25 protein-coding genes are annotated in these 24527 nt (G+C 55.0%); 15 read left to right on the top strand and 10 right to left on the bottom strand.

The annotated features are described in order from the left end of the window. Positions 1-17: 17 nt before the first annotated feature. Entirely contained in the window at positions 18-707 is a 690-nt protein-coding gene (locus MIH18_RS09430; RefSeq protein ID WP_249014387.1) for a 2OG-Fe(II) oxygenase, read from the bottom strand. A 70-nt stretch (positions 708-777) separates the two neighbouring features. Further along, on the bottom strand, positions 778-1644 hold the full coding sequence (locus MIH18_RS09435) for a YicC/YloC family endoribonuclease (protein ID WP_249014388.1): 867 nt from the start codon (positions 1642-1644) through the stop codon (positions 778-780). Positions 1645-1875: 231 nt separating this feature from the next. Here MIH18_RS09435 and rph point away from each other — a divergent pair, with 231 nt between their 5' ends. Continuing rightward, positions 1876-2592: a ribonuclease PH gene (gene rph, locus MIH18_RS09440; RefSeq protein WP_249014389.1), complete on the top strand. Its 717-nt coding sequence runs from the start codon at positions 1876-1878 to the stop codon at positions 2590-2592. An 84-nt stretch (positions 2593-2676) separates the two neighbouring features. Here rph and MIH18_RS09445 read toward each other — a convergent pair whose 3' ends face one another. Continuing rightward, positions 2677-3483 carry an exodeoxyribonuclease III gene (locus MIH18_RS09445; protein WP_098419704.1) on the bottom strand — a complete coding sequence of 269 codons (807 nt, stop codon included), beginning with the start codon at positions 3481-3483 and terminating at the stop codon, positions 2677-2679. Positions 3484-3563: 80 nt separating this feature from the next. Here MIH18_RS09445 and pyrE point away from each other — a divergent pair, with 80 nt between their 5' ends. Together pyrE and MIH18_RS09455 are read left to right on the top strand one after the other, a co-directional pair. Further along, the gene (gene pyrE / locus MIH18_RS09450; RefSeq protein ID WP_249014390.1) at positions 3564-4202 is read left to right on the top strand and encodes an orotate phosphoribosyltransferase; all 639 of its coding nucleotides are present in this window, start codon (positions 3564-3566) and stop codon (positions 4200-4202) included. A 3-nt stretch (positions 4203-4205) separates the two neighbouring features. After that, positions 4206-4832 carry a DUF4124 domain-containing protein gene (locus MIH18_RS09455; RefSeq protein WP_249014391.1) on the top strand — a complete coding sequence of 209 codons (627 nt, stop codon included), beginning with the start codon at positions 4206-4208 and terminating at the stop codon, positions 4830-4832. Between the two features lie 78 nt (positions 4833-4910). Here the strand turns inward: MIH18_RS09455 and MIH18_RS09460 are convergent, their stop codons facing one another. Further along, positions 4911-5417, bottom strand: a complete 507-nt coding sequence (locus MIH18_RS09460) for a hypothetical protein (RefSeq protein WP_249014392.1) — start codon at positions 5415-5417, stop codon at positions 4911-4913. A 144-nt stretch (positions 5418-5561) separates the two neighbouring features. Next, a complete protein-coding gene (locus tag MIH18_RS09465) occupies positions 5562-5897 on the bottom strand; it encodes a DUF2782 domain-containing protein (protein WP_249007514.1) in 336 nt (111 codons plus the stop codon). Between the two features lie 29 nt (positions 5898-5926). Between MIH18_RS09465 and MIH18_RS09470 the strand changes: the two genes are divergently transcribed. Both MIH18_RS09470 and polA read left to right on the top strand, forming a co-directional pair. Further along, complete coding sequence (locus tag MIH18_RS09470; RefSeq protein WP_249007513.1) at positions 5927-6100, top strand: hypothetical protein; 174 nt, start codon at positions 5927-5929, stop codon at positions 6098-6100. After that, positions 6093-8888 (top strand): DNA polymerase I, encoded by a 2796-nt coding sequence (polA, locus tag MIH18_RS09475; RefSeq protein WP_249014393.1) that lies wholly within the window; start codon positions 6093-6095, stop codon positions 8886-8888. The genes MIH18_RS09470 and polA overlap by 8 nt, the downstream gene beginning before the upstream one ends. A 96-nt stretch (positions 8889-8984) precedes the next feature. Here the strand turns inward: polA and MIH18_RS09480 are convergent, their stop codons facing one another. From MIH18_RS09480 to MIH18_RS09490, 3 genes are all read right to left on the bottom strand, one after another. Then, the gene (locus MIH18_RS09480; RefSeq protein ID WP_249014394.1) at positions 8985-10409 is read right to left on the bottom strand and encodes an outer membrane protein transport protein; all 1425 of its coding nucleotides are present in this window, start codon (positions 10407-10409) and stop codon (positions 8985-8987) included. Between the two features lie 117 nt (positions 10410-10526). Next, the gene (locus MIH18_RS09485) at positions 10527-11648 is read right to left on the bottom strand and encodes a PilT/PilU family type 4a pilus ATPase (protein WP_249014395.1); all 1122 of its coding nucleotides are present in this window, start codon (positions 11646-11648) and stop codon (positions 10527-10529) included. Between the two features lie 73 nt (positions 11649-11721). Then, on the bottom strand, positions 11722-12756 hold the full coding sequence (locus MIH18_RS09490) for a type IV pilus twitching motility protein PilT (RefSeq protein WP_249014396.1): 1035 nt from the start codon (positions 12754-12756) through the stop codon (positions 11722-11724). 136 nt (positions 12757-12892) lie between these two features. Between MIH18_RS09490 and MIH18_RS09495 the strand changes: the two genes are divergently transcribed. From MIH18_RS09495 to MIH18_RS09540, 10 genes are all read left to right on the top strand, one after another. After that, positions 12893-13597 carry a YggS family pyridoxal phosphate-dependent enzyme gene (locus tag MIH18_RS09495; RefSeq protein ID WP_249014397.1) on the top strand — a complete coding sequence of 235 codons (705 nt, stop codon included), beginning with the start codon at positions 12893-12895 and terminating at the stop codon, positions 13595-13597. Positions 13598-13670: 73 nt separating this feature from the next. Then, positions 13671-14501 (top strand): pyrroline-5-carboxylate reductase, encoded by an 831-nt coding sequence (gene proC, locus MIH18_RS09500; RefSeq protein ID WP_249014398.1) that lies wholly within the window; start codon positions 13671-13673, stop codon positions 14499-14501. Positions 14502-14526: 25 nt separating this feature from the next. Next, a complete protein-coding gene (locus MIH18_RS09505) occupies positions 14527-15111 on the top strand; it encodes a YggT family protein (RefSeq protein ID WP_249007506.1) in 585 nt (194 codons plus the stop codon). Between the two features lie 256 nt (positions 15112-15367). Continuing rightward, complete coding sequence (locus MIH18_RS09510) at positions 15368-17332, top strand: dynamin family protein (RefSeq protein WP_249014399.1); 1965 nt, start codon at positions 15368-15370, stop codon at positions 17330-17332. A gap of 114 nt (positions 17333-17446) precedes the next feature. Continuing rightward, positions 17447-18595, top strand: a complete 1149-nt coding sequence (locus MIH18_RS09515) for a homoserine O-acetyltransferase (RefSeq protein ID WP_249014400.1) — start codon at positions 17447-17449, stop codon at positions 18593-18595. Continuing rightward, positions 18592-19197, top strand: a complete 606-nt coding sequence (metW, locus tag MIH18_RS09520) for a methionine biosynthesis protein MetW (protein WP_249007503.1) — start codon at positions 18592-18594, stop codon at positions 19195-19197. Before MIH18_RS09515 ends, metW begins: the two co-directional genes overlap by 4 nt. Continuing rightward, complete coding sequence (locus MIH18_RS09525; protein WP_249014401.1) at positions 19194-19649, top strand: DUF4426 domain-containing protein; 456 nt, start codon at positions 19194-19196, stop codon at positions 19647-19649. Before metW ends, MIH18_RS09525 begins: the two co-directional genes overlap by 4 nt. 22 nt (positions 19650-19671) lie before the next feature. Further along, entirely contained in the window at positions 19672-20283 is a 612-nt protein-coding gene (gene rdgB / locus MIH18_RS09530) for an RdgB/HAM1 family non-canonical purine NTP pyrophosphatase (protein WP_249007501.1), read from the top strand. Continuing rightward, a complete protein-coding gene (gene hemW, locus MIH18_RS09535; RefSeq protein WP_249014402.1) occupies positions 20280-21431 on the top strand; it encodes a radical SAM family heme chaperone HemW in 1152 nt (383 codons plus the stop codon). The genes rdgB and hemW overlap by 4 nt, the downstream gene beginning before the upstream one ends. 82 nt (positions 21432-21513) lie before the next feature. Further along, positions 21514-22062: a hypothetical protein gene (locus MIH18_RS09540; RefSeq protein ID WP_249007499.1), complete on the top strand. Its 549-nt coding sequence runs from the start codon at positions 21514-21516 to the stop codon at positions 22060-22062. A 76-nt stretch (positions 22063-22138) separates the two neighbouring features. Here MIH18_RS09540 and trmB read toward each other — a convergent pair whose 3' ends face one another. Next, on the bottom strand, positions 22139-22879 hold the full coding sequence (gene trmB, locus MIH18_RS09545) for a tRNA (guanosine(46)-N7)-methyltransferase TrmB (protein ID WP_249007498.1): 741 nt from the start codon (positions 22877-22879) through the stop codon (positions 22139-22141). Positions 22880-22980: 101 nt separating this feature from the next. Continuing rightward, entirely contained in the window at positions 22981-24516 is a 1536-nt protein-coding gene (locus MIH18_RS09550; protein WP_249007497.1) for a YifB family Mg chelatase-like AAA ATPase, read from the bottom strand. Positions 24517-24527 lie beyond the last annotated feature (11 nt).

A 24527-nucleotide genomic window follows, 5' to 3' on the forward strand; every position in this document is an offset into this window, starting at 1 on the left:
AGCAAACCAATGAAGTTCTAATCCGGCGGGGCTGCCCACTTCGTGCTGGTGGTGTTCACCCGAAACCAGCCGGCTATGGCGTAGCGGTCGCGCTTGGTAGGGAGGACTTCGTGGGGAAATTCTTCGCTAAGGAAGGCCACCAGAGTGCCCATGCTGGGGGTCACTTTGAGCATGCTCTGGCTCCGTTCACCATTATGGCTCTGATCGCTGTGATAAAGGGCCAACTCGCCGCCATCGCCCGGCACCCAGTCCGGGTTCAGATACAGCACCACCGACAACACCCGGTTTGATTGCCCGTTGAAAGCATCCAGATGCTTTTTATAGAAATCACCCGGCGCGTAGTGCGAAAAATGACTTTCAAAGGAAAATAAGCCGAGAAATAAGCGGCGATTAAGATACTGCTGCAACTCGGCGGCCCAGTTCAGCCAATCCTCGCCCGCAGCCGTGTCGCGCTCTATCCAGCTTATGGCGTCGCTGCGGATAAAGCTGTTGACTGTGTGAGCTTGCTGGCGCCCTACACCGGCGGGATCAAACTGGTGGCGTGGCATGCCACGCAGCTGTTGCCAAAGCCCGCCTAATAGGGGAGCTGGAACGGCATTGGGTTTAATGCTGTAGCCTTTCTCCAGTAAGTCTGCCGCAATCGCCTCAAAAACGTCCCGGCTATCACCTGCGCCACAGTTATCATCAAATTGAACCGGTGCACTCATGCGTTCACTCCCCACTGTCATACACCAGGCTTACTTCACGCTTTATTGATAAGCGAAAACCCCAAGGATATCACTCTATGTTCTGCACCTGCTCCCGCAACTGCTCAATCCACACTTTCAGGTCCACCGCGGCGCGGGTCAGGCCAGCGTCAATGCTTTTGCTGCTCAAGGTATTGGCTTCGCGGTTCAGCTCTTGCATCAAAAAATCCAGGCGTCGGCCGACGGCGTCTTCACTGGCCAGGGTATCGCGAACTTCGGCCACGTGGGCGTCCAGCCGATCCAGTTCTTCGGCGACATCGCTTTTTTGCGCCAGCATCACCATTTCCTGAGCTATACGTTCCGGGTCGAGCTCTATTTTGGCTTTTTCAAAGCGTTCGCGCAGCTGTTGCTCCTGAGCCTGAAGCAGCTGCGGCATGCGCTCACGCACGTCAGCCACTTGGACGTGTATGGCGACCAGACGCTGTTCCAATATAGCCAGCAAGCGCTCGCCTTCGCGTGTTCTTGCGGCTATCAGTTCGTTTATGGTTTGCTCAAACAGACTGGCCGCGGCGGCTTTGGCCTCGGTGTAATCCTGCTCGGGCGTTGCCATAACACCTGGCCAGCGCAATATATCCAGCGCACTGATGTGGGCAGGGTTGTCCAGAATCCGGCTAATGCGCTTGGCCGCGTCGTTCAACGCCTGGGTGAGCGGCTCATTAATGGCGAAGCTGTGTTGGGCCTGGTCGCTGGCGTGCAGGCGAAGGCTCACGTCTACCTTGCCGCGCTTCAGTTGTTTGCGCAGCTGTTCGCGAAAATCGTTTTCCAGCTCTCGCAGGCACTCCGGCAAGCGGAATGACGGCTCCAGGTAGCGATGGTTAACGGTACGAATTTCGCAGGTCAGTACACCCCAGGCTCCACGAGTTTCCTGGCGCGCAAAGGCAGTCATACTTCGAATCATGGTCGCTCCGGCATAAGTTTATCGGCCTGTTCAGCCAAGCTTTTATAGAGTCTATCAGGCTAGAGCGCCGAGCGGCGAACCGCAGCAAGCGTATTCTGTGGCGGCACCACACCGCTTGGGCCTGGCGGGTCGGAAGCCGGCACGGCCGTGCTATACTGCGCGCCCATTCATTTGCACAAGCAGGCCTGCAACCCAGGCACGCTGCTCATTAACCCATCAGGAATTTTTTATATGCGACCCAGTGGCAGAACCCCCGAACAACCCAGAGACATTCGCATTACCCGTAACTACACCCGTCACGCCGAAGGCTCGGTGCTGATCGAGTTCGGCGACACCAAGGTGATTTGTACGGCATCGGTGGAAAACAAGGTGCCGCCGTTTTTGCGCGGCGAAGGCCAGGGCTGGATTACCGCGGAATACGGCATGCTGCCCCGCTCAACCAACAGCCGTATGGGGCGCGAAGCAGCCCGCGGCAAACAGGGTGGCCGCACGGTTGAAATCCAGCGCCTGATTGGCCGTTCCCTGCGCGCTGCGGTTGACCTGAAAGCACTGGGCGAGCACACCATCACCATCGATTGCGATGTTATTCAAGCCGACGGCGGCACCCGCACCGCCGCCATCACCGGTGGCTGCGTAGCGCTGGTAGACGCGCTGAACTTTCTGGTGGCACAAAAGCGCCTGAAGAAATCGCCGCTGAAACAGATGGTTGCAGCGGTGTCCGTCGGCGTTTTCAAAGGCAAACCGGTTGTGGATCTGGACTACCCGGAAGATTCGGTTGCGGAAACCGATATGAACGTGGTGATGACGGATAAAGGCGGCTTTATCGAAATTCAGGGCACGGCAGAAGGCGCGCCTTTCGTTCAGGAAGAACTGGACAGCATGCTGGTGCTGGCAAAACAGGGTATTGAAACGTTATTTGCGCTGCAGAACGAAGCGCTTAACGGCTAACTCAAAACCCTGGGTGTCGAGGCCCAGAGATTTGATCCAAATCGGGGACGGATTTTAAATTCGTCCCCGATGTTCAAGGTCAACCTAAAATCCAATTTCGATGTCGTAATCCATCACCACCGGCGCATGATCAGAAAAACGGGTGTCATCATCAATCCAGCCGTCTTGAATGGTCTTGCGAATACCCGGCGTAGCGATCTGATAATCCACCCGAATACCCGACTGCTTGCGCCAACCTGAAGCCCACTCTGGCCACCAGGTAAACTGATTGCTTTGTTTGTTAATATCACGGAACGCATCAATGCTGCCCATTTCGTCGAACAGGCGGTCTAGCCACGCACGCTCGTGAGGCAAAAAGCCGGATACGTCCAATTTGTGATAGCGCGAACTGGCGTCGGTAACGTGATGAGCACTTTGCAAATTGGCACACACAATAAACTGTCGGCGTTTACGCAGGGTTTTTTGCATGTGTACGGCAAACGCGTCCATGAAATCGTCTTTGTGATCCAGAACGGTCAGATCATCATCACCAATCGGGTCGTCTTCCAAGCCAAGGGCGCAGGGCGCCAGCACGCTGGCGACGGACACCTTGTCGAAGTCAGCCTGAATAAACCGACCTTCGCGGTCGGCCTGCTCATTGGCAAAGCCATACATGATGGCTTTAGGGAAGTGACGGGTGTAAATTCCAACACCGCCATCTTCATTGTTTTCGCCGTCAATAAAATAGGCTTGGTAGCCTTCTGGCACCAGCTGGCGGTCTTCAACCTCGTAGGCGCGCATGCGGTGGTCCTGAACGCAGATAACGTCGGCATCTTGCCCTGCTATCCAGTCAAAAAACCCTTTTTCAACAGCCTGTTCAAGACCGTTGACGCTGATTGATACTACCCGCATACGTATTCCCTGATTCGGTTTGTGTGTATGATACCGATTTTAAGCAGATTTTAAAGACCAACAGCCCTAGAAGCCGCGCCATGCATGATTATCAGAAAAATTTCATCGAGTTCGCCATACAGCGAAATGTGCTGCGTTTTGGCAAATTTACACTCAAATCCGGTCGCATCAGCCCCTACTTTTTTAACGCGGGCCTGTTCAATACCGGTAATGATCTTCTACAGTTAAGCCAAGCCTACGCTGCAGCCATTAACCGCAGCGCTCTGAATTATGACATTATTTTCGGGCCCGCCTATAAGGGCATCCCGTTGGCTACCGTAACGGCTATGGCGTTAGCAGAAGCTGGTAACAATAAACCATTTGCCTTTAACCGTAAGGAAAAGAAAGATCACGGTGAAGGCGGAAGCATCGTCGGTGCGCCCCTAAATGGTAGGGTACTGATTATAGATGATGTCATTACCGCTGGCACCGCTATTCGCGAAGCAATTGAGATTATCCATCAGGCGGGGGCTGAACCCGCCGGTGTACTGATCGCTCTGGACCGCCAGGAAAAAGGCAAAGGCAAGTTGTCTGCCATCCAGGAAGTAGAACAGCAGTTCGCTATACCCGTGGTCAGCATTATCGGGCTCGACCAGGTACTAGACTACATCAGTCTCAACCCCGCCTTCGGCCAACACGCTGATGCGGTAACGCGCTACCGGGAATCTTACGGAGTTTGACGAATGGCAAAACACCTGACCGCTTCACTCCTCATGCTCAGCTTGATTGGCACCTGTGGCATCAGTGCTACTTCGGCCCACGCCGGCATGTACCGATATACGGATGAAAACGGCCAGGTGGTCATTGGCAGCAGCATTCCGCAGAAAGCAACGCAACGCGGCTATGACATTCTCAACAGCAATGGGCGTGTCGTTACCATTATTGCGCCCGCCCCTACAGAACAGGAGTTGGCCGAACGCAGTGCCGAGCAACAACGCCAAGACGCCCTGAAGCTGCAACGCGAACAGGACCTAAAACTGCTAAAGCGCTTCAGCCATCCAGATCAGGCGCGCAGCGCTATGAACCGGAAAATTCGTGAGCTGAAAGGGCTGATCAGCCTGAAAAAAGGCAATATTACGGTCATCTCCGGGCAGTTAAACGCCGAACAAAGTCGCGCCGCCGATCTGGAACGCTCTGGGCGAAAAATTCCCGAGGCAGCCTTGGAGAAAATTCGTCGACTGGAAGCTCAGATTCTGGATATTGAACAGGAAATTGAAAGCCAGACCCAAGACATTCAGACCCAACAGGAAATTTACGAAATAGATATTCGCCGGCTGCAACAATTAACCGACAAAAAGAAGGAAGACTAAAATAGCCTTCCTTTTTTATTGGCATTCGCCGATTTCAACCGGCCCACGCTCTTGGTGAGCATGGGCCGCTGAACGCAATCAGGCAGAAGCCGTTTCTTCAGTTTTCGCATCGCTGGCTTTGGCCGGCTCAACTTCTTTCGCTTTTACTTCTTTGCTGTCTTCAGCTTTTTCCACCTTGGCAGCGGCTACAGGAGCGGCTTTGGCTTTGTTCGGGGTGCTCTTGCGTGCCGACTTGGTGGGCTCAACAGCTGCTTTTACGTCTTCTGCTGCGGCAACAACATCGACTGCGCCTTCTTCTACGACATCAGCGCCTTCAGTTACTTGCTTTTCAACGCGCGAGATCAGCTGGGAGGTGAATTCACCAACCATGCCGTTCAGTTCGCGCAATTGGTCAAACACATTTTCACTGTAGCCGTAATAGCTCTTACGAAGGGATTTTACGCTGTGAGTGCGAGCGCTTTCTTCCAGCTTTTCAGCCATGTCAAAAGGCTTGGCAGATAAACGCTTCTGCTGCTTTTCAGCGGCGTCGATACCCTTGTTAACCATATCCTGAAGCTGTTGCTGATAAGTGGTAAGTACACCCATGGTAGTTCTCCTGTGCTGCGCTTGTTGATCAAAAGTGTTTTCGATCTATGGGTGTAGATTAGGGAGAAAAGTTAGAGTGTTCACACTAAAACTAAAAATCGTTCAAAAATTATTCTGCCAGCCGGGTTGACGACGCATTCATCACTACCAGCGGAACAGCACCCAGCTTGGCACGAGCATGCCGGATTCACTTTCACGGGCCCAGCCACCGTCGGCAGGCACCAGGTAGTACTCCGGCCCTACTTGAGGCACAACTTTTATTTCCATCACCTGACCATTCACCCGGTACTCGTAATACACCTCTTTTTCGCCGCTGCGGATAACAATCTGGGTGCCGGCGTTAGACGGCTGATAGTCCGATATGATCACAGGCTGTTTTGGTGTTTCTACAATGGTGTCGTCCAGATTACCGGTTTCCTGGGCAACAACGGTCGCTAACGGCCAGGCCAACAACACAAGTGGTAAAATGATTCTTTTCATTTTCGTGATACCCTTTTGACGATCTGTTTATGATGCGCTTATTGCCGATTTGCTGGCTTTTTCAAGCTGGTTTTGCACCCGAAATAATCGCAGTATTTTTTATCATTGCCGAACTTTTTACCATTGCCTTACTTGTTACCATAAGAGTTACACAAGGCAACCCACGCTTCAATACGATTGCAGGCACAGGCAGCTATGACTGAACAACACACTCCACCCGTGGTTCTTGTAGACGGTTCCTCTTATCTTTTCCGCGCTTACCACGCACTTCCACCACTGATGACCAGCAAAAACCACCCAACCGGGGCCATCAAGGGCGTTATTGCCATGATACGCCGGATAGACCTAGACTTCCCCGGCTCCAAAATTGTGGTGGTGTTCGATGCCAAGGGCAAAACCTTTCGCAACGACCTGTATGCGGATTACAAAGCAAACCGCCCACCCATGCCTGAAGACCTGGCCGTACAGATTGAACCCATTCACCAGATTGTCAGGCACATGGGCCTGCCGTTGCTGATTGTGGATGGCGTGGAAGCCGATGACGTGATTGGCACCCTGGCCCACGAGGCCACCAGCAAGGGCATCGATGTGGTGGTGTCAACGGGCGACAAAGACATGGCACAACTGGTAAGCGCGCACGTAACGCTGATCAACACCATGACCAACACCCACATGGACGCAGCGGGCGTTGAAGAAAAGTTTGGCGTAACACCGGCGCAGATCATCGATTATCTGGCGCTGATGGGCGACAAGGTGGATAACATACCGGGCGTGAACAAGTGCGGCCCGAAAACCGCGGTAAAATGGCTGCAGGAATACCAGAATATCGACAACTTGATGGCCAATGCCGATGACATCAAAGGCAAGGTTGGGGAATACCTGCGGGATGCCAGGGAAACCCTGCCCTTGAGCCGGATACTGGCCACCATCAAACTGGACGTAGAGCTGGCGTTCGGACTGGAAGATCTGCAGGAACGCGAGCAGAACAACAGCGCACTGCTGGAGCTGTTCCGCGAATACGAGTTGCGCAGCTGGATCAACGAACTCGAAAACTCAGGCCCCCAAACCGCCGGGCCTGCTGCTGCGCAGTCCGGTGTTGATCAAAGCACGTCTGATCAGAGCACGTCAGATAATAGCACTGCACATCAAAGCAGCCCTGGTGAACCCACTCAGCCCCGTGACAAGCACTACAGCATTATTACCGACCAGGCAGAACTGGATGAATGGATAGAGCGCTTAAAAGCCGCAGAACTGTTTGCCTTTGACACCGAAACCACCAGCCTGAAATACATGGCTGCAGAGGTTGTGGGCGTATCGTTTGCGGTACAACCGTTTGAAGCAGCCTACGTGCCCTTTTGCCACGACTACATGGGCGCGCCCGAACAGCTGGACCGCGACACGGTGCTGGCCCAGCTCAAACCTCTACTGGAAAGCCCCGACCATAAAAAAGTCGGGCAAAATCTGAAGTACGACAAAAACGTGCTGGCCAACCACGACATCTGCCTGGAAGGCATTGCCGAAGACACCATGGTGCAATCCTACGTGCTGAACTCGGTGTCTTCACGCCACAATATGGACGCCCTGGCCCTGCATTATCTGGGCGAGGAAACCACAACCTTTGAATCCCTGGCAGGCAAAGGTGCCAAACAGCTGACGTTCAACCAGCTGGAGCTTGATAAAGCCGGCCCCTACGCCGCCGAAGACGCCGACATCACCCTTCGCTTACATCAGGCACTGCGCCCGCAACTAGCCGCCACCGGTAAGCTGCAGTCGGTGTATGAAGACATTGATTTGCCCTTGGTACCGGTGCTGTCGCGCATGGAGCAAAGGGGCACGCTGATCAGCGCCAGCACACTGCGCCAGCACAGCCAGGAACTGGCTGAACGCATGGCCGAACTGGAAACAGCCGCGTATGAAGCCGCCGGGGAGACCTTCAACCTGGGCTCGCCAAAACAGCTGCAGGTTATTTTTTATGAAAAGCTGGGTTTGCCCGTTCTCAAAAAAACGCCCAAGGGTGCGCCCTCAACGGCCGAACCGGTGCTGCAGGAACTGGCCCACAGCCACGAACTGCCAAGGCTGCTGTTGGAACACCGCAGCCTGAGCAAGCTCAAATCCACCTACACAGACACCCTGCCAGAGCTGATCCACCATCGCACCGGACGCGTGCACACGTCTTACCATCAAGCAGTCACGGCCACCGGGCGCCTATCATCGTCAGAACCCAACCTGCAGAACATACCCATTCGCAGCGAGCAGGGCCGGCGCATTCGCCAGGCGTTTATCGCCGAGAAAGGCTACAAGCTGCTGGCCGCGGACTATTCCCAAATTGAACTGCGCATTATGGCGCACCTGTCCAAAGACAAAGGCTTGCTAACCGCGTTTGCCAAGGGCGAAGACATTCACAAAGCCACCGCAGCAGAAGTGTTTGGGGTCACGCTAGAAGAAGTGAACACCGACCAGCGGCGTAGCGCCAAAGCCATCAACTTTGGACTGATTTACGGCATGTCGGCGTTTGGCCTGGCGCGGCAGCTGGACGTCGAGCGCAAAGTGGCACAGCAGTACATCGACCGCTATTTCGAACGCTACCCCGGCGTACTGACATACATGGACAACATTCGCAAACAGGCCCACGAAGACGGCTACGTGGAAACTCTGTTTGGCCGGCGCTTGTACCTGCCCGAGATCAACGCACGCAACAAGCAACTGCAGCAGGCAGCCGAGCGCACCGCGATTAATGCGCCCATGCAAGGTACTGCTGCCGACATTATCAAGTTCGCGATGATTGAGGTGGAACGCTGGCTACTGGCCGAATACCCGGACAGCGCTCGCATGACCATGCAGGTACACGATGAACTGATCATCGAAGTAAAAGAAGACGCGGTAGAAGCGGTGCGCGAAGGACTGATCAGGCGCATGTCGGGCGCTGCGAAACTCGCTGTACCCTTGCTGGTGGAGGCCGGCGTGGGTGATAACTGGGATCAGGCCCACTAACGAAAAACGCCCGCTGAGTGCGAGCTCAAGCGGGCATTTTTGTCACTGCGGCAGGCGGATTAAATCGGTTTGCCGTTCTTTCTTTCAAATCAGACGTTAGAAGGCTTTACTGATTTGTAGTGAAGCACTCCAGGCGTCGAGCTCGTATTCGCCTTTGTAGTTAGACTTACCCGCAGCCGGATCTTTCTGGCTAGGAGCATCATACTGATAAACGAATTCGTTAATCTTCGGATCGTCTGTGAACAACAGAGTGCCCACGGCCGCATCCACGGTCCAGCCGCTTTGCGCGTCTTTCCACTGAGTACCCAGAGTCAGCCAATGACGGTCTGATGAAGGAACGCGCGCGGTTACAAATTCGCCAACCGGCGATTCATCCCACGCATAGCCCGCCTTGAACGCCCATGCAGGCGTAGCTTGCCAGATTCCGCCCACGTTGAACTGCCAGGTATTCTGCCATTTTTCAGTAACGTGGCTGAGCGGTTTATCACCGGTGCGCCCAAGAGCCTGAGATATCTGGCCACCGTCGCCTTCCGTGCTGAACACGTCAAGGCCCTCGAACCGGCTCCAGCGCGCGTAAGTAGCGCCGGCAAGCACGGTCACTGACTCATTCAGCTGATGGCGAGCACCTACGGTAATGCTCTCTGGAATGGCCAGCGGCACGCTAGCGTCTTCTCTCAGAGTCATTGGAATCAAGGTTGGCGAAGGGAAATTAGTGATTTCGGCTTCGCCTTTCAACTCAAACTCGGTACCAGTTTGCGCTGTCAGGCCAAACTGAGTTCGGTCAGACAACTCATACAAAAAACCTACGCGGAAGTTGACAGCGATGTCATCGCCATTGATGTCAGAATAAGGTGCTCCGTACGTTGCTTCGTAGTTTTTCGCCAGTGCTTCCGCCTGGGCAGCGTTGCCACCAGTTGACTTGAAAAATCCGCCCCTAACGTCTTGAAATTTTGTCAACCGTGCTTCAGCGTACATAATGTTCATACCCAGGCCCATAGACAGCCCTTTACCATTATTGATTGCAATAGAGGGTGTGAATGCAATCGCAGTCAACTCGGTTTTATCCGCAAAATAACGGCCAGAAAAATTATCGTCGTAGTCGGCAGCCAGCCCATAAGGCGCATGAATGCCAAAGCCAACGTCAATAGAGTCACTCACTTCGTGAGTCAAGAAAAAGTTGGGTAGCACTGCCAAGTCAGCAATATCGCCGCCGCCCAGCCCGTTTACCTTGTTGCCCAAAAAGTCAGTCGCGCTAGTGCTGCCCTCTTTAGCTTCAGCATCGATATCTAGAACGGCCACACCAAATGAAAGATTGGTCCCTTTCAACTGGCTCATACCCGCCGGGTTAAAGAACACCGTGGATGCATTCTCGGGATTTGCTGCGGCACCCGCATTCGCCACACCCATAGCACTGGCGCTTTGCTCGTTCAGGGAAAAACCACCGGCAAAAACAGTCGCGGGCGCAGCAATGGCAGCCAGAGTGGTCAGGCGGATAGCAAGGACAAGACGGGTTGATTTCATTTTTTGACGTCTCCTGATTATGAACGGCCGAAGTATACTCAGGTGGTTACGGCCGTCACAATTGCAATTACCATCAATTGCTTATAACACCTGCACCAAGACGTTTGTCTTAGTGCTTCAGTCCTGCTGAATGGTCAGCTTATCCACCGAAGACGACAACTTGTCCACCCCTTGGGCGTCGGTTCCAAGCTTTATCATCAAACGCAAATCATTGGGTGAGTCAGCATGTGCCAAGGCATCTTCATAAGTCACGGAACCTTCCGAATACAGCTCATACAGCGCCTGATCAAAAGTGCGCATACCAATTTCGTTGGATTTGGCCATCAGGTCTTTGAGCTTGTGCACTTCGCCTTTGCGAATCAGGTCAGCCGCCAGCGGCGTATTGATCAGCACTTCAATAACCGCTTTCCGGCCCTTGCCGTCTGGCGTGGGCACCAGTTGCTGAGCCACAATGGCGCGCAGATTCAGCGACAGGTCCATCCAGATTTGGCCGTGCTGTTCGGGTGGAAAAAACTGGATAATCCGGTCCAACGCCTGGTTGGCGTTGTTGGCGTGCAGAGTCGCCAGGCACAAGTGCCCGGTTTCGGCGAACTGTACTGAATATTCCATGGTCTGGCGGGTTCGCACCTCACCAATCAAAATCACATCTGGCGCCTGGCGCAGCGTGTTTTTCAACGCCACTTCAAAGCTGGCAGTATCTATGCCCACTTCGCGCTGGGTCACAATGCAACCCTGATGTTGGTGTATAAACTCAATCGGGTCTTCAATAGAAATGATATGGCCGCGGCTGTTGTGGTTGCGAAAGCCAATCATCGCAGCCAACGAGGTGGATTTGCCCGTGCCGGTGGCGCCGACAAACATGATCAGCCCGCGCTTGGTCATAGCCAACTCTTTAACGATGTCGGGCAGTGAAAGATCGTCGATTTCCGGTATCTTTACTTCAATACGACGCAGCACCATACCGCACTGATTGCGTTGAAAAAACGCGCTAACCCGAAAGCGACCAATGCCACGGGCGCTGATGGCGAAGTTACACTCGTGGCTTTCATCAAACTCGGCGCGTTGCTTGTCGCTCATGGCACCGTAAACCATCTCACGGGTCATATCGGGTGTTAGGGCGGTCTTTGTGACAGGCCACACCTTACCGTTCACTTTCATACTGGGCGCAACGCCGGCGGTAATGAACAAGTCCGAGCCGCCTTTCTCAACCATCAGCCGCAGTAGCTTTTCAAATTCCATCTTCATCACCTTTTGTTGGGCGCGCCCAAGCACCCGAGTCGTTTTGTATCAGCCAGCGAAGATCCTGTCAGGATTAAAAGGCATCGGGCATTTTTGCTTTCAAGCGCGCCTGCTCGCGAGAAATAAGGCCCTTTTGCAACAGGCGTTCCAGACACTGGTCCAGGGTCTGCATGCCCAGTGAGCCACCGGTTTGTATCGACGAATACATCTGCGCGATTTTGTCTTCACGGATCAAGTTGCGAATAGCCGAGGTGCCAATCATGATTTCGTGAGCAGCAATACGACCGCCGCCCATCTTCTTCATCAGGGTTTGCGAGATAACCGCCTGTAAAGATTCAGACAGCATCGACCGTACCATGGATTTTTCCTGGGCCGGAAACACGTCAACCACCCGGTCAATGGTTTTTGCCGCCGACGTGGTGTGCAGGGTGCCGAATACTAAATGGCCGGTTTCAGCGGCGGTCAGCGCCAAACGAATCGTTTCAAGGTCACGCAACTCGCCCACCAGAATAATGTCCGGGTCTTCCCGCAGCGCCGAGCGCAGCGCTTCATTGAAGCCCAAGGTGTCGCGGTGCACTTCGCGCTGGTTAACCAGGCACTTTTTGGACTCGTGCACGAACTCAATGGGATCTTCAATGGTCAATATGTGTTCGTAACGGTGGTCGTTGATGTGGTCTACCATGGCCGCCAGCGTGGTGGACTTGCCAGAACCGGTGGGCCCGGTTACCAGAACCAACCCCCGTGGCACCGCGCAAATGTCTTTGAACACCTGGCCCATGCCCAGGTCTTCCATGGACAGCACTTTCGAGGGGATCGTCCGGAACACCGCACCGGAACCGCGATTCTGGTTAAAGGCGTTAACCCGGAAGCGGGCAACCCCGGCCACTTCGAACGAGAAGTCGGTTTCCAAAAACTCTTCGTAGTCTTTACGCTGCTTGTCATTCATGATGTCGTAAATCAGACCGTGCACTTCCTTATGTGGCAAAGGAGGCAGGTTAATACGGCGTACATCACCGTCCACACGAATCATCGGCGGCAAGCCAGCAGAAAGGTGCAAGTCTGAAGCGCCCTGTTTCGCCGAGAAGGCAAGCAGTTCGGTAATATCCATAGAATTCCCCGGGAGTTTTCTTTTTCGCCGGCTGCCGTAACCGGCACACCAAAACCGGTGATCACTTGGCATTTCAGTGACCTGCGGGTAACGTGTAACGCTACCTGACGCTGTACAAGCAGAGCGATTTCACACCATGAGCAGCATAACAGACAACATCAAGAGCGTAACCCAGCGCATCGAAAAAGCAACACTACAAGCGGGGCGAAAGCCCCGTTCTGTGCGCTTGTTGGCGGTTAGTAAAACCCGCCAGGCAGACGAGTTGCGCGAAGCCGTGGCGGCAGGCCAGCAGGATTTCGGTGAAAACTATCTGCAAGAAGCTCTGGATAAAATAGCGAACCTACAGGATACACCGGAGTTACGCTGGCATTTCATAGGGCCGATTCAATCCAACAAAACCGCACAAATAGCGTCTGCGTTTTGCTGGGTACACAGTGTTGAACGCCTGAAAATAGCCCGCCGCCTGAACGACCAGCGCGACACTGCCTTGCCCCCCTTGAATATTTGCCTACAGGTTAATATTGATAATGAACCCAGCAAATCCGGCTGCTCGCTGGACGAACTGCCGGCGCTGGCAACCGCGATTGCCGAACTGCCGCAACTGACATTGCGTGGGCTTATGGCGATTCCAGACCCCGAACGCGGAGAAGCTGCTTTGCGCGAGAGCTTTCGGGCCATGAACAATGCCTTGACCCAGTTACGCCAGGACCAGCCCGGTGCCGGGCCGCTGGACACCTTGTCTATGGGTATGTCTGACGATCTGGAGCTGGCGATTGGCGAAGGCTCAACTTGGGTAAGAGTAGGCACCGCCGTGTTTGGTCCACGCCAGCAAATGAGCTGAAAACATCGGTTCCTGTTATGATCCGCAACAGGCACAACCATTTTTTCGATTGGGTCAAACCCTGGAGTGAATATTGAGCAAATCACCGACCATTTCATTTATCGGTGCCGGTAATATGGCCAGCGCCATTATTGGCGGCATGCTGGATAACGGTTACAAAGCCGGCGGAATTTGGGTCAGCGCCCCAGACGACGAGCATTTGCAAGGCTTGCGCAAACGTTTCGGCATCAGCGTAACCACCGACAACCGCTACTGCGCCCAACAATCTGACATTGTCGTATTGGCGGTAAAGCCGCAGGTAATGGCCAGCGTGTGTGAAGATATTGCCGCGGTGGTGCGTAATACCCGGCCATTAATAGTTTCAATCGCAGCTGGCCTGACCGCCGGCACGATTGACGGATGGCTTGGCGGTGGCGTACCCATGGTACGGGTAATGCCCAATACGCCGTCGCTGGTGGGCAAAGGTGCCGCGGGCCTGTTTGCCAACTCGCGGGTCAGCGAACAGCAAAAAAACGACGTTACGGCCATTTTTGACAGCGTAGGTTCTGCCACCTGGGTGCAGCAGGAAGAACAACTGCACGCGGTAACCGCATTGTCTGGCAGCGGCCCTGCCTATTTTTTCTTGATGCTGGAAGCTCTGGAAGAAGCCGCCACTAACGCTGGCATGGCGGCAGAAACAGCTCGCGAACTGGCCATCCAAACCATGGCAGGTGCCGCAGAAATGGCGGCTCGCAGTGACCTGGAACCGGCGCAACTGAAGCGTAATGTGATGTCACCCGGTGGCACTACCGAGCAGGCAGTGAATACGTTCGAGCAAGGTGGTTTGCGCGAACTGGTGCAAAAAGCCTACTCAGCGGCCTATACCCGCTCTCAGGAAATGGCCAAAGAACTGGCCGGTAAATAACCATAGCAAACGGAGACACCCGCTGATGCTGCCGAAGATTCTGCTCACAATTTTGTCGATCGCGTCGTCGTTTTACATGACCTTAGTACTGCTGAGGTTTTTGCTGCAGCTGGCGCGAGCCGATTTTTACAATCCCATTTCGCAGTTCGTGGTGAAGGTCACCAATCCGCCGCTGCGTGTTGTGCGCAAGGTAATTCCCGGCTGGGGCGGTATTGACGGTGCAGCTATCGTGCTGACCATACTGATTCAGGCCATCACCTTTACCTTGGTATTACTGCTGTATGATGCCGGCGCAGCGCTGTTCAATCCGGCGTGGCTGTTGTCCTGGTCCGTGTTGAACGTGGCGGGTCTGGTAGCATCTCTGTATTTCTGGGCGGTGATTGCCGTGGTGGTTATCAGCTGGATCGCACCCGGCAGTAGCCACCCGGCGATACAGTTGGTGGCTCAGATTACCGAACCGGTCATGCGTCCGGTGCGAAAAGTGGTGCCATCACTGGGCGGCCTGGACCTGTCACCCATTATTGTATTTCTGATACTGCAGGTGATTACTGTGATGATTGATCACATGAAGGTCGCCACCGGCATGCCGGCGCTGTTGGCAGGAATGTAACCCAAGTCTCATAATTACATTTCATAACAATCAAAAAACCCGCAACGTCACACCGGCCCGTTGAATCAATCTGCTGATTTTGCGGGCTTTTTTATTTTTAACGCTCTATTCCTACCGACTTAATCATTTTTGCAAAATAAAATGTCGCTTGTTGGGCTACATATTTTGCCCGTGTCAGTAGTACCATTAAAGCTCATGCGCCATGGCTCTTCGCCTTTCGTTCCGGTGCGGCTCGAACATGCTCAAGGACTCTGCGATGACACCTCACGGGGCGCTGTCTCACCAGGTAGAGATTTACCACAGCTGGAAAAAAGAGCTGATTCGACAGATTGGCCGCTATCGTTTGTGGCTGCAGGATAACCGGCTTTATTCTGACGACATCAGTGAGCGTATTCATGAAGGCCTGCGGCTTCTGGTGGAAGACGAGCTGACCATCGCCTTTGTTGGCGAATATTCCCGTGGTAAAACCGAGCTCATCAACGCTCTGTTCTTTTCCGATTTCGGTCAGCGCATGCTGCCCTCCCAGGCTGGGCGCACCACGATGTGCCCTACCGAGCTTTTTTTTGACCGCAACCACCAGGAAAACTATTTACTGCTGCTGCCCATAGAAACCCGCGTGGGTGAACTTTCATTGCAGCAGCTGCGCGCCCAGCCCGAGCGCTGGTTAAAGCATCAGCTGGATCCGGAAAACCCGGACCAAATGCGTCAGATATTAGAAGAAGTGGCCCGAGTAAAAAGCGTAACGCCGACTTCAGCACGCATGTTGGGCTTCGACGAGCAAATGCTAGAACTCGACCGTGCCAATCCCGGTCAGGTTCTGATACCGGCATGGCGGAACGCGCAGATCAGCATTCGCCACCCGCTGTTTGAACGCGGCCTGCGCATTCTGGACACTCCTGGCCTGAACGCCTTGGGCTCCGAACCGGAACTGACCATCAGCCTGTTGCCAAAAGCCCACGCCATAATATTCGTTCTCAGCGCCGACACCGGCGTAACCGCTAGCGATCTGGCCATCTGGCGTGACTTTATTGCCACCGACCAAGCCGATCACCGCGCCGGTCGCTTTGCGGTGATGAATAAGATAGATGTGCTGTGGGACGAGCTTCAAGGTGAAGCAAGCACCCGACAATCCATCGAAAGGGTTCGCAATTACAGCGCCGACCATTTAGGCATTCAACCACAGGATGTCATTCCCGTATCAGCCAAACAGGGCTTGGTTGGGCGCGTAAAAAACGATTTTGAACTGTTCCAGCGCTCGGGAATCGAGCAGCTTGAAGAACTGATCATTCAGCGCATTCTGGCGCACAAGGAAAAGCTGATTACCGGCAACCTGATCAATGACCTGCTCGGCATGCTTCAAAACAGCCAGGCCGCACTTCATAGCCAGCTGGGCACGCTGCATGAGGAACAGCAGGCCTACAGCGGGCCCACCCCCGACAAAGCCCGTCTGAAGCGGCTGGCTGAAAAAACCCAGACTGAATACGAGTATTACCATAAAAAACTGATCATTCTGCGTTCAAGTCGCCGCCTGGTAGAGGCTCAGGGCGTAACCCTGCAAGAGCTGGTAGCCGCGACACACTTTGAAACCCAGGTGACCCGAGTACGCGAAAACATGTCCAAAAGTTGGACCACAGTGGGTATGAATCGGGCAATAGATCAATTTTTTGACGGTCTGGAAGGTGACCTTTCCCACCTGCTGACCGAAAGCAGGCTGGCAGAGCGCATGGTGACCGCCATTTACAAGCGCTACAGCGATGAACCTGGCGCTCGCCACATAGAGCCAGCACCCTTTCGGGCTGGCCGTCATGTAATCGCCATCCGCAAGCTGCGACAGAAATCGGAGCGCTTTCGCAGCAACCCCCGCAATTTGCTCACCGAACAGTCAGTACTGGTACGGCGATTTTCCAACCTGATGATTAACGAAGTGCGTAATCTGTACCTAATGGCACAAAAAGACGCGGAACGTTGGCCACGACAAGCGCTGCTGCCGGTGATGCAGTACACACTTGAGCAAAAACAACTGCTACAACACCAAATCGGACGGTTAAAGGAGCTGGCGCACAATGATCGCCACAACCGTGCCGAAACAAAGCGCCTCGAGGATGCCATTAGCGATCTGCAGCGCCAGCTGGAACTGGCTGAGGCCATACACCGGCAAATTCGCAAGCCCGCACCCACCTTCTCTCAGCAAAAAGCGGTTAAGCTCTCCAGCGCCGTGTGATTCCCCGGCGGCAGTTGCAGCTCGCTGCTGCCGCCTTTACACTAAAACGCTTGAGCGCCGCTCCTCTTTGGCGCGTCCGTATTTCTCGATTCTAGCCAGGAAGTCATCGCGCCGATGCCCGATCCATTGCCCGCAGATTCTGTTGGGATTGTTACCCCGCAGACCTACCATTTTGATACACCGCTGGAGCTTGCTTGCGGCAAGGTGCTGAACCGCTATGAGCTGGTAGTGGAAACCTATGGCGAACTGAATGCCGGCGCCAGCAATGCGATTTTGATTTGTCACGCCCTTAGCGGCCACCATCACGCCGCCGGTTATCACAGCGCCGACGAACGTAAAGCAGGCTGGTGGGACAGTTGTATTGGTCCCGGAAAGCCTATTGATACCCGGCGTTTTTTTGTGGTGAGCCTTAACAATTTGGGAGGGTGCCACGGCAGCACCGGCCCCAGCAGCATCAACCCGGACACGGGCTCACTGTATGGCCCGGACTTTCCAGTTGTCACGGTAACTGACTGGGTCAACAGCCAGGCGCGCCTGGCTGACAAGCTCGGCATAGAATGCTGGGCGGCGGTGGTGGGCGGATCGCTGGGCGGCATGCAAGCACTGCAATGGAGCCTTACCTACCCCGAGCGCATACGCCACGCGGCGGTTATCGCGTCAACGCCGCGCCTGAGCGCTCAGAACATCGCCTTTAACGAGGTAGCGCGACAGGCCATTACCAGTGATCCAGAATTTCACGCCGGGCGCTACAGCGACAATCTCACACTACCCCGGCGCGGTTTGATGCTGGCGCGCATGGTGGGCCACATTACCTATTTATCTGACGCTTCCATGGGCGAAAAGTTTGGCCGTGAGCTGCGCGAAGAAGCCTACAAATTCGGCTACGACGCCGAATTTCAGGTAGAAAGCTATCTGCGCTATCAGGGCGAACGCTTTTCCGAATCCTTCGATGCCAACACCTACCTGCTGATGACCAAGGCCCTGGACTACTTCGACCCCGCCTACGAATTCGACGGTGACCTGGCAAAAGCCCTGCAGGGCGCACGCTGCGAATTTCTGGTGTTGTCGTTCAGTACCGACTGGCGCTTTGCGCCAGAGCGCTCTGAAGAATTGGTTAAAGCCATGATCGCCGCTCGCTGCAAAGTCAGCTACGCTGAAATTGACGCCCCTTGGGGTCACGATGGGTTTCTGATTCCCACGCCACGTTATACCGATGTATTCACCGCCTATATAGACCGTGTTGCGCGGGAGGTTGGAGCATGAGAGCCGATCTTGAAATTATCCAGCAGTGGATAAAACCGGGCCATCACGTATTGGATCTGGGTTGCGGTGACGGCACGCTGCTCGATTTTCTGCAGCGCGAACGCGGCGCAAGCGGCTATGGCCTGGAGATTAATCCGGCGCACATCACACACTGTATGAGCCGCGGCGTATCAGTAATAGAACAAAACCTCGACACCCAGGGGCTGGCCAACTTTGAAAACAACAGTTTCGATGTCGTGCTGATGACCCAGGCCCTGCAAGCGGTACGCCGACCCGACAAAGTGCTGGACGAAATGCTGCGTCTGGGCAACGAAGGCATTGTTACCTTTCCCAACTTTGCCCATTGGCGCTTGCGTTGGGGATTGGCGTTGAGCGGGCGCATGCCCGAATCCGAAGCGCTTCCGTATAAGTGGTATAACACCCCCAACATACGGCTGTGTACGTTCCAGGACTTTGAAGCTCTATGCCGCCAGAAAAGCATACGCATCACCAGTCGCAAGGTTGTAGACGGCCAGCATCAGAACAGCTGGGTGGCCCGTTTGTGGCCAAACCTGCTGGGCGAAATCGCGATTTACCGCATCACCAGGGAGAATTTACAATGATGATTGCCAAACACTCGGTTTTTATGCACTCGGCGTTTGCGCTGGTGCTGCTGTGCTTTGCTGGCTTGGCCCAGGCCGACAGTAAGGATTTCGGTGAATACACCGTTTCCTGGAGCGTGCTGCCCAGCACATTTCTGACGCCGGAAATTGCGAAAGAAAACAATCTTCAGCGCAGTAAAAGCATCGGCATTGTGAACGTTGCCATTATGCAAACCAACGCCGACGGTACCTTGTCGCCGGTAGCGGGCCAGGTAGAAGGCCAAGTTACCAACGACATTCAACAAGTTCGCTTTCTGGCGTTTCGCCGCATTCAGGAAGGCAACGCGGTATACTTTATTGCCGCGTACCAGTACGGCACGGCTGAATTGCTGACGTTCAATCTCACCGCGCGTCCAAACGGTCACGATCAAGAACTGCCGGTACGATTTTCCCACGCCCTGTTTAACGACTAAGCCTTTAACAATTGAGCCTTCAATGCCCCAGACATTGGTTATTGCCAGCAACAACCCTGGCAAAATTGCAGAATTCAATGATCTTCTGGCCCCCTTGGGGCTGGCGCCCGTTGCTCAAGGCAAACTGGGCGTGGGTGAAGCTGAAGAACCGGCGGTCACCTTTATTGAAAATGCCATTCTTAAAGCCCGCCATGCAGCCCGCATTACCGGCCTGCCAGCATTGGCCGACGACAGCGGTTTGGCTGTAGACGCCCTAGGCGGCCAACCAGGCGTGCGCTCCGCGCGTTATGCCGGCGACACCGCTAGCGATACCGACAATCTGAATGCTTTGTTGGCCAATATGGAAAACGTACCTGACGGCCAACGCAACGCCCAATTTCACAGCGTACTGGTTTACTTGCGCCACGCTGATGACCCTACCCCGCTGGTATGCCACGGCCAATGGCACGGCAGTATACTGCGCCAGGCTTCAGGCGCCGGCGGTTTTGGTTACGACCCGATATTCTTTGTGCCCGAACGCAACTGCAGCGCCGCCGAGCTAAGCCGTGCAGAAAAAGGCCAGCTTAGCCACCGCGGCCAGGCGCTGGCGATGATGACCGATCAGCTGAAACGCGAGTTACAGGACGCCTCTTGAGCTTAAGCCCGACACCTGCAGCCGTTGAGCCTGCTCTAAGCTTGTATCTGCACGTACCGTGGTGCGTGCGCAAATGCCCCTACTGCGATTTCAATTCCCATGCCATTAGCGGGGATATTCCTGAACGCGCGTATTTAAAGGCACTGCTGGACGACCTCGATCAGGATTTACGCCTGGTCGCAGGCCGCGTCATACAAACGGTATTTATTGGCGGTGGCACGCCATCGCTGATGAGCGGTGGTTTTTACAGCGATCTGTTTCGCCAGCTTAAAACAAGGCTGGAATTTGCGGCAGACGCTGAAATCACTCTGGAAGCAAATCCCGGCACTCTCGAACAGGGCCGCTTTGAGGCGTTCCGCGAGGCCGGTATCAACCGGCTGTCGATAGGCGTGCAAAGCTTTAACCCAGAGCACTTAAAGGTGCTTGGGCGCATTCACGACAGCCAAGCAGCTCACAACGCCATAACCGCGGCGCGCCAGGCCGGTTTTGACAACTTCAATATCGACCTCATGCACGGTTTGCCAGGTCAAACGCCTGAACAGGCACTGGACGACCTGGCTCAGGCCCTATCGTATCAACCACCGCACTTGTCTTGGTATCAACTTACGGTTGAGCCCAACACAGAATTTTATAGCCAGCCACCAGAGCTGCCAGACGAGGATCGGCTGTGGGATATTTACAGCCAGGGCGGCGACTACCTGCGCAGCCACGGTTTTACCGATTACGAGGTATCCGCCTGGAGCCAGCAGAATATGGCATCGCGCCATAATCTGAATTACTGGACGTTTGGCGACTATTTGGCCCTGGGCGCCGGGGGCCATGGTAAAATCAGTCAACCGGATGGCCAGATTTTGCGCTACTGGAAAACCCGCCAACCGCAAGCCTATTTGAATCGAATAGGCAGCCGTACCGCCGGCAGCGAGGCGATATCAGTGGCAGAGCGGCCGCTGGAGTTTCTAATGAACGCGCTGCGCCTTGGCGCGGGCGTGCCCGAAAACCTGTTTCAACAGCGCACGGGTTTACCCTTAAGCACGATTGCGGTACAACTTGAAACATTAAGGCAGGAGGGTTTGATGCATCCTCAACGCATTCAAGCCACCGAACTCGGCCAACGCTATTTGAACAGCCTATTACAGCGGTTTTTATAGACGGCTGTAGTGACGGCAACGTGATGGCAGCGGTGATAATGGCGGCAGTAATCACAGCGCCAGCGGCAAAGGAGCACACCCAATGGAATTTGCCCCAATTCAACGCCCGCCAGACAGGCGGCGCCTCTCTGCGCAACTAAAAGTCGGCTTTGCGCTGTCCGCACTCCTCGCTATCGCCCTGCTGCTGATCAACCAGTTGCTACATACGCCCCAGGCGCCTCAAGGCATCGTTAACCTACAACTGGCGGGCAACGCCGCACATACCCGCGATATATTGCAAAGCTGGAGCCCGCAACAACAGGCGTGGGCCAGAATCTCGTTGCTTTTGGATTTTTTACTGGTTGCGCTCTATTCCGCTACGCTGTTCCTGCTAACCCACCATCTTCTAAAAGACCGCCCCGGTGTGCGCGAACGCACGGCGGGCCGCTGGGTGCTTACTCTCTTTGCGTTGGCGGCCGTCAGCGATTGCGTTGAAAACCTATTGCTACTGAACAATTTGAAAGAGCCAGACGACCTCGCCAGCTTGGTTGTCGCATTTTCTGCACTGGTGAAATTTACCGGTTTACTGCTGGGCAGCGCAGGGCTAGTGATTATTCGCGCCGCCCGGCGGCACCCGCTTACTCACGCGTGAGCTGGCAGGCACGTTGTAAAACGGAACCAAAAACGGCGACCAGAAAACCGTTAACGGGTGTTGTGCTGACTGTTCATCAGTTGGTTCGGTAAAACAACAAATCCCAGACACCGTGGCCCAGGCGTTCACCGCGCTGTTCGAATTTGGTCACCGGGCGGCCCTCCGGCTTTGGCGAGAAACCACCCTCACCCCGGGTATTGGCAAAGCCTTCGGAATCAGCCATCACTTCCATCATGTGTTCAGCGTAGTTTTCCCAGTCTGTGGCCAGGTGCAGAATGCCCCCAACTCTTAGCTTGTGGCGAAGGCGTTGAACAAATTCCTGCTGTATCAGGCGGCGCTTGTGGTGGCGCTTTTTGTGCCAGGGGTCCGGGAAAAACACCATTACCCGATCAAGGCAGGCATCCGCCAGGCACAGGTCAATCACATCGTTGGCATCAATGCTGTAAATGCGGATGTTCTCCAGACCACGGTCTTCAATATCTTTCAGCAAGGCACCTACGCCAGGCAGATGCACTTCCACACCAATAAAATCCTGCTCTGGCGCAGCCTCAGCCATATCCGCCAGCGAGCGCCCCATGCCAAAACCGATTTCAAGATTGAGCATGGCATCGCGGCCAAACACTTGGCGCGGATCAACCATACCGTGTTCTCGCGTCAGGCCGAATGTGGGCCAGCTGCGTTCGTAGGCCTTACGCTGACCCTCGGTCATCCGGCCCTGGCGCAACACAAAACTGCGCACACCGCGGCGAGTGGTTACCGGGGACTCATCGGAGCGGCCGTTTTTGGCGTGATCCTGTGGGACATTTGCTTCAGTCATTATGCATCCTCAAACCGCTGCTCGCGGATTCTGGCGTATCGATGTGGTCAGTTTACCAGACGCCCGTTCACCAGAGTACAAGGTGAGCTCACGACAGCGGCTCAAGACGAAACCAGAGAACTTTGGCCGTTACGGCGGTCTAACTGGCGATAACCCAAGGCTTCTACCAGGTGGGCGCGGGCTACATTGGCACTGGCATCAAGGTCCGCCAGCGTGCGCGCCACACGCAGTATCCGATGCAAGGCACGGGCAGACAGCCCGAGTTTTTCCATTGCCCGTAGCAACAGTTGCTCACTGTCACTGTCAAGCTGACACGCCGTTTGCAGCGCCTTGCCCGACAACTCGGCGTTTAACGTGCCTCTGGCGTTCTGCAAGCTGCGAGCCGCTACAACTCGTGCCCGCACCTGGGCGCTGCTTTCGCCGGGCTCACCGTGCTGCATAAACACATCACCACCTTGCACTGGCACTTCTACGTGCAAATCGAAACGATCCAGCAGCGGGCCAGAAATTTTCGAGCGATAGCGGATAATCTGGGCGGGACTGCACTGGCATTCGATGGTGGGGTGGCCGCTGTAACCACAGGGGCACGGGTTCATAGCACCCACAACCTGAAAACGGGCGGGAAATGTGACCTGCCGCGCAGCGCGGCTGATGTGAATTTCGCCGGTTTCCATAGGTTCACGCAGCACTTCCAGCACCCGCCGTTCAAATTCCGGAAGTTCATCCAAAAACAGCACGCCGCGATGGGCCAAAGAAATTTCCCCGGGCCGCGGACTGCTGCCGCCACCTACCATGGCCACCGCCGAAGCCGTGTGGTGTGGCGCCCGAAAAGGCGGCTGGCGCCAACCGCCCTCGGCCACTGCCATACCTGCTACAGAATGCACGCTCGCCACTTCCATTGCAGCAGTGTCGGCAAGCGCCGGCATAATGCCCGGCAGACGGCTAGCGAGCATGCTTTTACCGGTTCCGGGCGGCCCAAAAAACAGGAGGTTATGACCTCCAGCCGCGGCCACTTCTAACGCCCTGCGCGGCACCTGTTGGCCCCGAACATCGGCCAGGTCAGGCCCGGTTGTTGCCTGCCCACTGTCGCCACCGCTTAAGTCAGCAGGCGCCAGCGGCACAAGCCGGGCACGGCCGTGCAAGTGTTCGCACACAGCCAGCAAATGGCTGGCGGCCAGTACGTCGTGTTCGCTGGCCAGTGACGCCTCAGCGGCGTTAGCCTGGGGCACCAACAATTGGCGACCTTCTGCTCGGGCCGCCAGAACCGCCGGCAATACGCCTTTTAAGGGGCGCAGCGCGCCATCTAGCGACAGCTCACCGACAAATTCGTAGGTACTCAGAGCCGCGGCCGGAATTTGGCCAGAAGCCGCCAAAATGCCAAGGGCAATAGGCAGGTCAAAACGGCCGCCCTCTTTGGGCAGATCCGCAGGGGCAAGATTGATGGTGATACGACGTGCGGGAAAATCAAAACCGGCGTTAATCAGGGCGCTGCGCACCCGTTCTTTACTCTCACGCACACCGGTTTCTGGCAGGCCTACAATCGACAGCGCTGGCAAGCCGCCGGACAGGTGTACTTCAACGCTGACCGGCGGCGCAGACACACCAACACAGGCACGGGTTTGAACAATAGCAAGCATAGTAACCTTCC

The organism is Marinobacter sp. M3C (assembly GCF_023311895.1).
GTDB lineage: Bacteria > Pseudomonadota > Gammaproteobacteria > Pseudomonadales > Oleiphilaceae > Marinobacter.

Bases quoted from the DNA above. Each gene is read 5' to 3' on its own strand.
- MIH18_RS09430 (WP_249014387.1), bottom strand. From the start codon at position 707: ATGAGTGCACCGGTTCAATTTGATGATAACTGTGGCGCAGGTGATAGC.
- MIH18_RS09435 (WP_249014388.1), bottom strand. From the start codon at position 1,644: ATGATTCGAAGTATGACTGCCTTTGCGCGCCAGGAAACTCGTGGAGCC.
- rph (WP_249014389.1), top strand. From the start codon at position 1,876: ATGCGACCCAGTGGCAGAACCCCCGAACAACCCAGAGACATTCGCATT.
- MIH18_RS09445 (WP_098419704.1), bottom strand. From the start codon at position 3,483: ATGCGGGTAGTATCAATCAGCGTCAACGGTCTTGAACAGGCTGTTGAA.
- pyrE (WP_249014390.1), top strand. From the start codon at position 3,564: ATGCATGATTATCAGAAAAATTTCATCGAGTTCGCCATACAGCGAAAT.
- MIH18_RS09455 (WP_249014391.1), top strand. From the start codon at position 4,206: ATGGCAAAACACCTGACCGCTTCACTCCTCATGCTCAGCTTGATTGGC.
- MIH18_RS09460 (WP_249014392.1), bottom strand. From the start codon at position 5,417: ATGGGTGTACTTACCACTTATCAGCAACAGCTTCAGGATATGGTTAAC.
- MIH18_RS09465 (WP_249007514.1), bottom strand. From the start codon at position 5,897: ATGAAAAGAATCATTTTACCACTTGTGTTGTTGGCCTGGCCGTTAGCG.
- MIH18_RS09470 (WP_249007513.1), top strand. From the start codon at position 5,927: ATGATGCGCTTATTGCCGATTTGCTGGCTTTTTCAAGCTGGTTTTGCA.
- polA (WP_249014393.1), top strand. From the start codon at position 6,093: ATGACTGAACAACACACTCCACCCGTGGTTCTTGTAGACGGTTCCTCT.
- MIH18_RS09480 (WP_249014394.1), bottom strand. From the start codon at position 10,409: ATGAAATCAACCCGTCTTGTCCTTGCTATCCGCCTGACCACTCTGGCT.
- MIH18_RS09485 (WP_249014395.1), bottom strand. From the start codon at position 11,648: ATGGAATTTGAAAAGCTACTGCGGCTGATGGTTGAGAAAGGCGGCTCG.
- MIH18_RS09490 (WP_249014396.1), bottom strand. From the start codon at position 12,756: ATGGATATTACCGAACTGCTTGCCTTCTCGGCGAAACAGGGCGCTTCA.
- MIH18_RS09495 (WP_249014397.1), top strand. From the start codon at position 12,893: ATGAGCAGCATAACAGACAACATCAAGAGCGTAACCCAGCGCATCGAA.
- MIH18_RS09505 (WP_249007506.1), top strand. From the start codon at position 14,527: ATGCTGCCGAAGATTCTGCTCACAATTTTGTCGATCGCGTCGTCGTTT.
- MIH18_RS09510 (WP_249014399.1), top strand. From the start codon at position 15,368: ATGACACCTCACGGGGCGCTGTCTCACCAGGTAGAGATTTACCACAGC.
- MIH18_RS09515 (WP_249014400.1), top strand. From the start codon at position 17,447: ATGCCCGATCCATTGCCCGCAGATTCTGTTGGGATTGTTACCCCGCAG.
- metW (WP_249007503.1), top strand. From the start codon at position 18,592: ATGAGAGCCGATCTTGAAATTATCCAGCAGTGGATAAAACCGGGCCAT.
- MIH18_RS09525 (WP_249014401.1), top strand. From the start codon at position 19,194: ATGATGATTGCCAAACACTCGGTTTTTATGCACTCGGCGTTTGCGCTG.
- rdgB (WP_249007501.1), top strand. From the start codon at position 19,672: ATGCCCCAGACATTGGTTATTGCCAGCAACAACCCTGGCAAAATTGCA.
- MIH18_RS09540 (WP_249007499.1), top strand. From the start codon at position 21,514: ATGGAATTTGCCCCAATTCAACGCCCGCCAGACAGGCGGCGCCTCTCT.
- trmB (WP_249007498.1), bottom strand. From the start codon at position 22,879: ATGACTGAAGCAAATGTCCCACAGGATCACGCCAAAAACGGCCGCTCC.
- MIH18_RS09550 (WP_249007497.1), bottom strand. From the start codon at position 24,516: ATGCTTGCTATTGTTCAAACCCGTGCCTGTGTTGGTGTGTCTGCGCCG.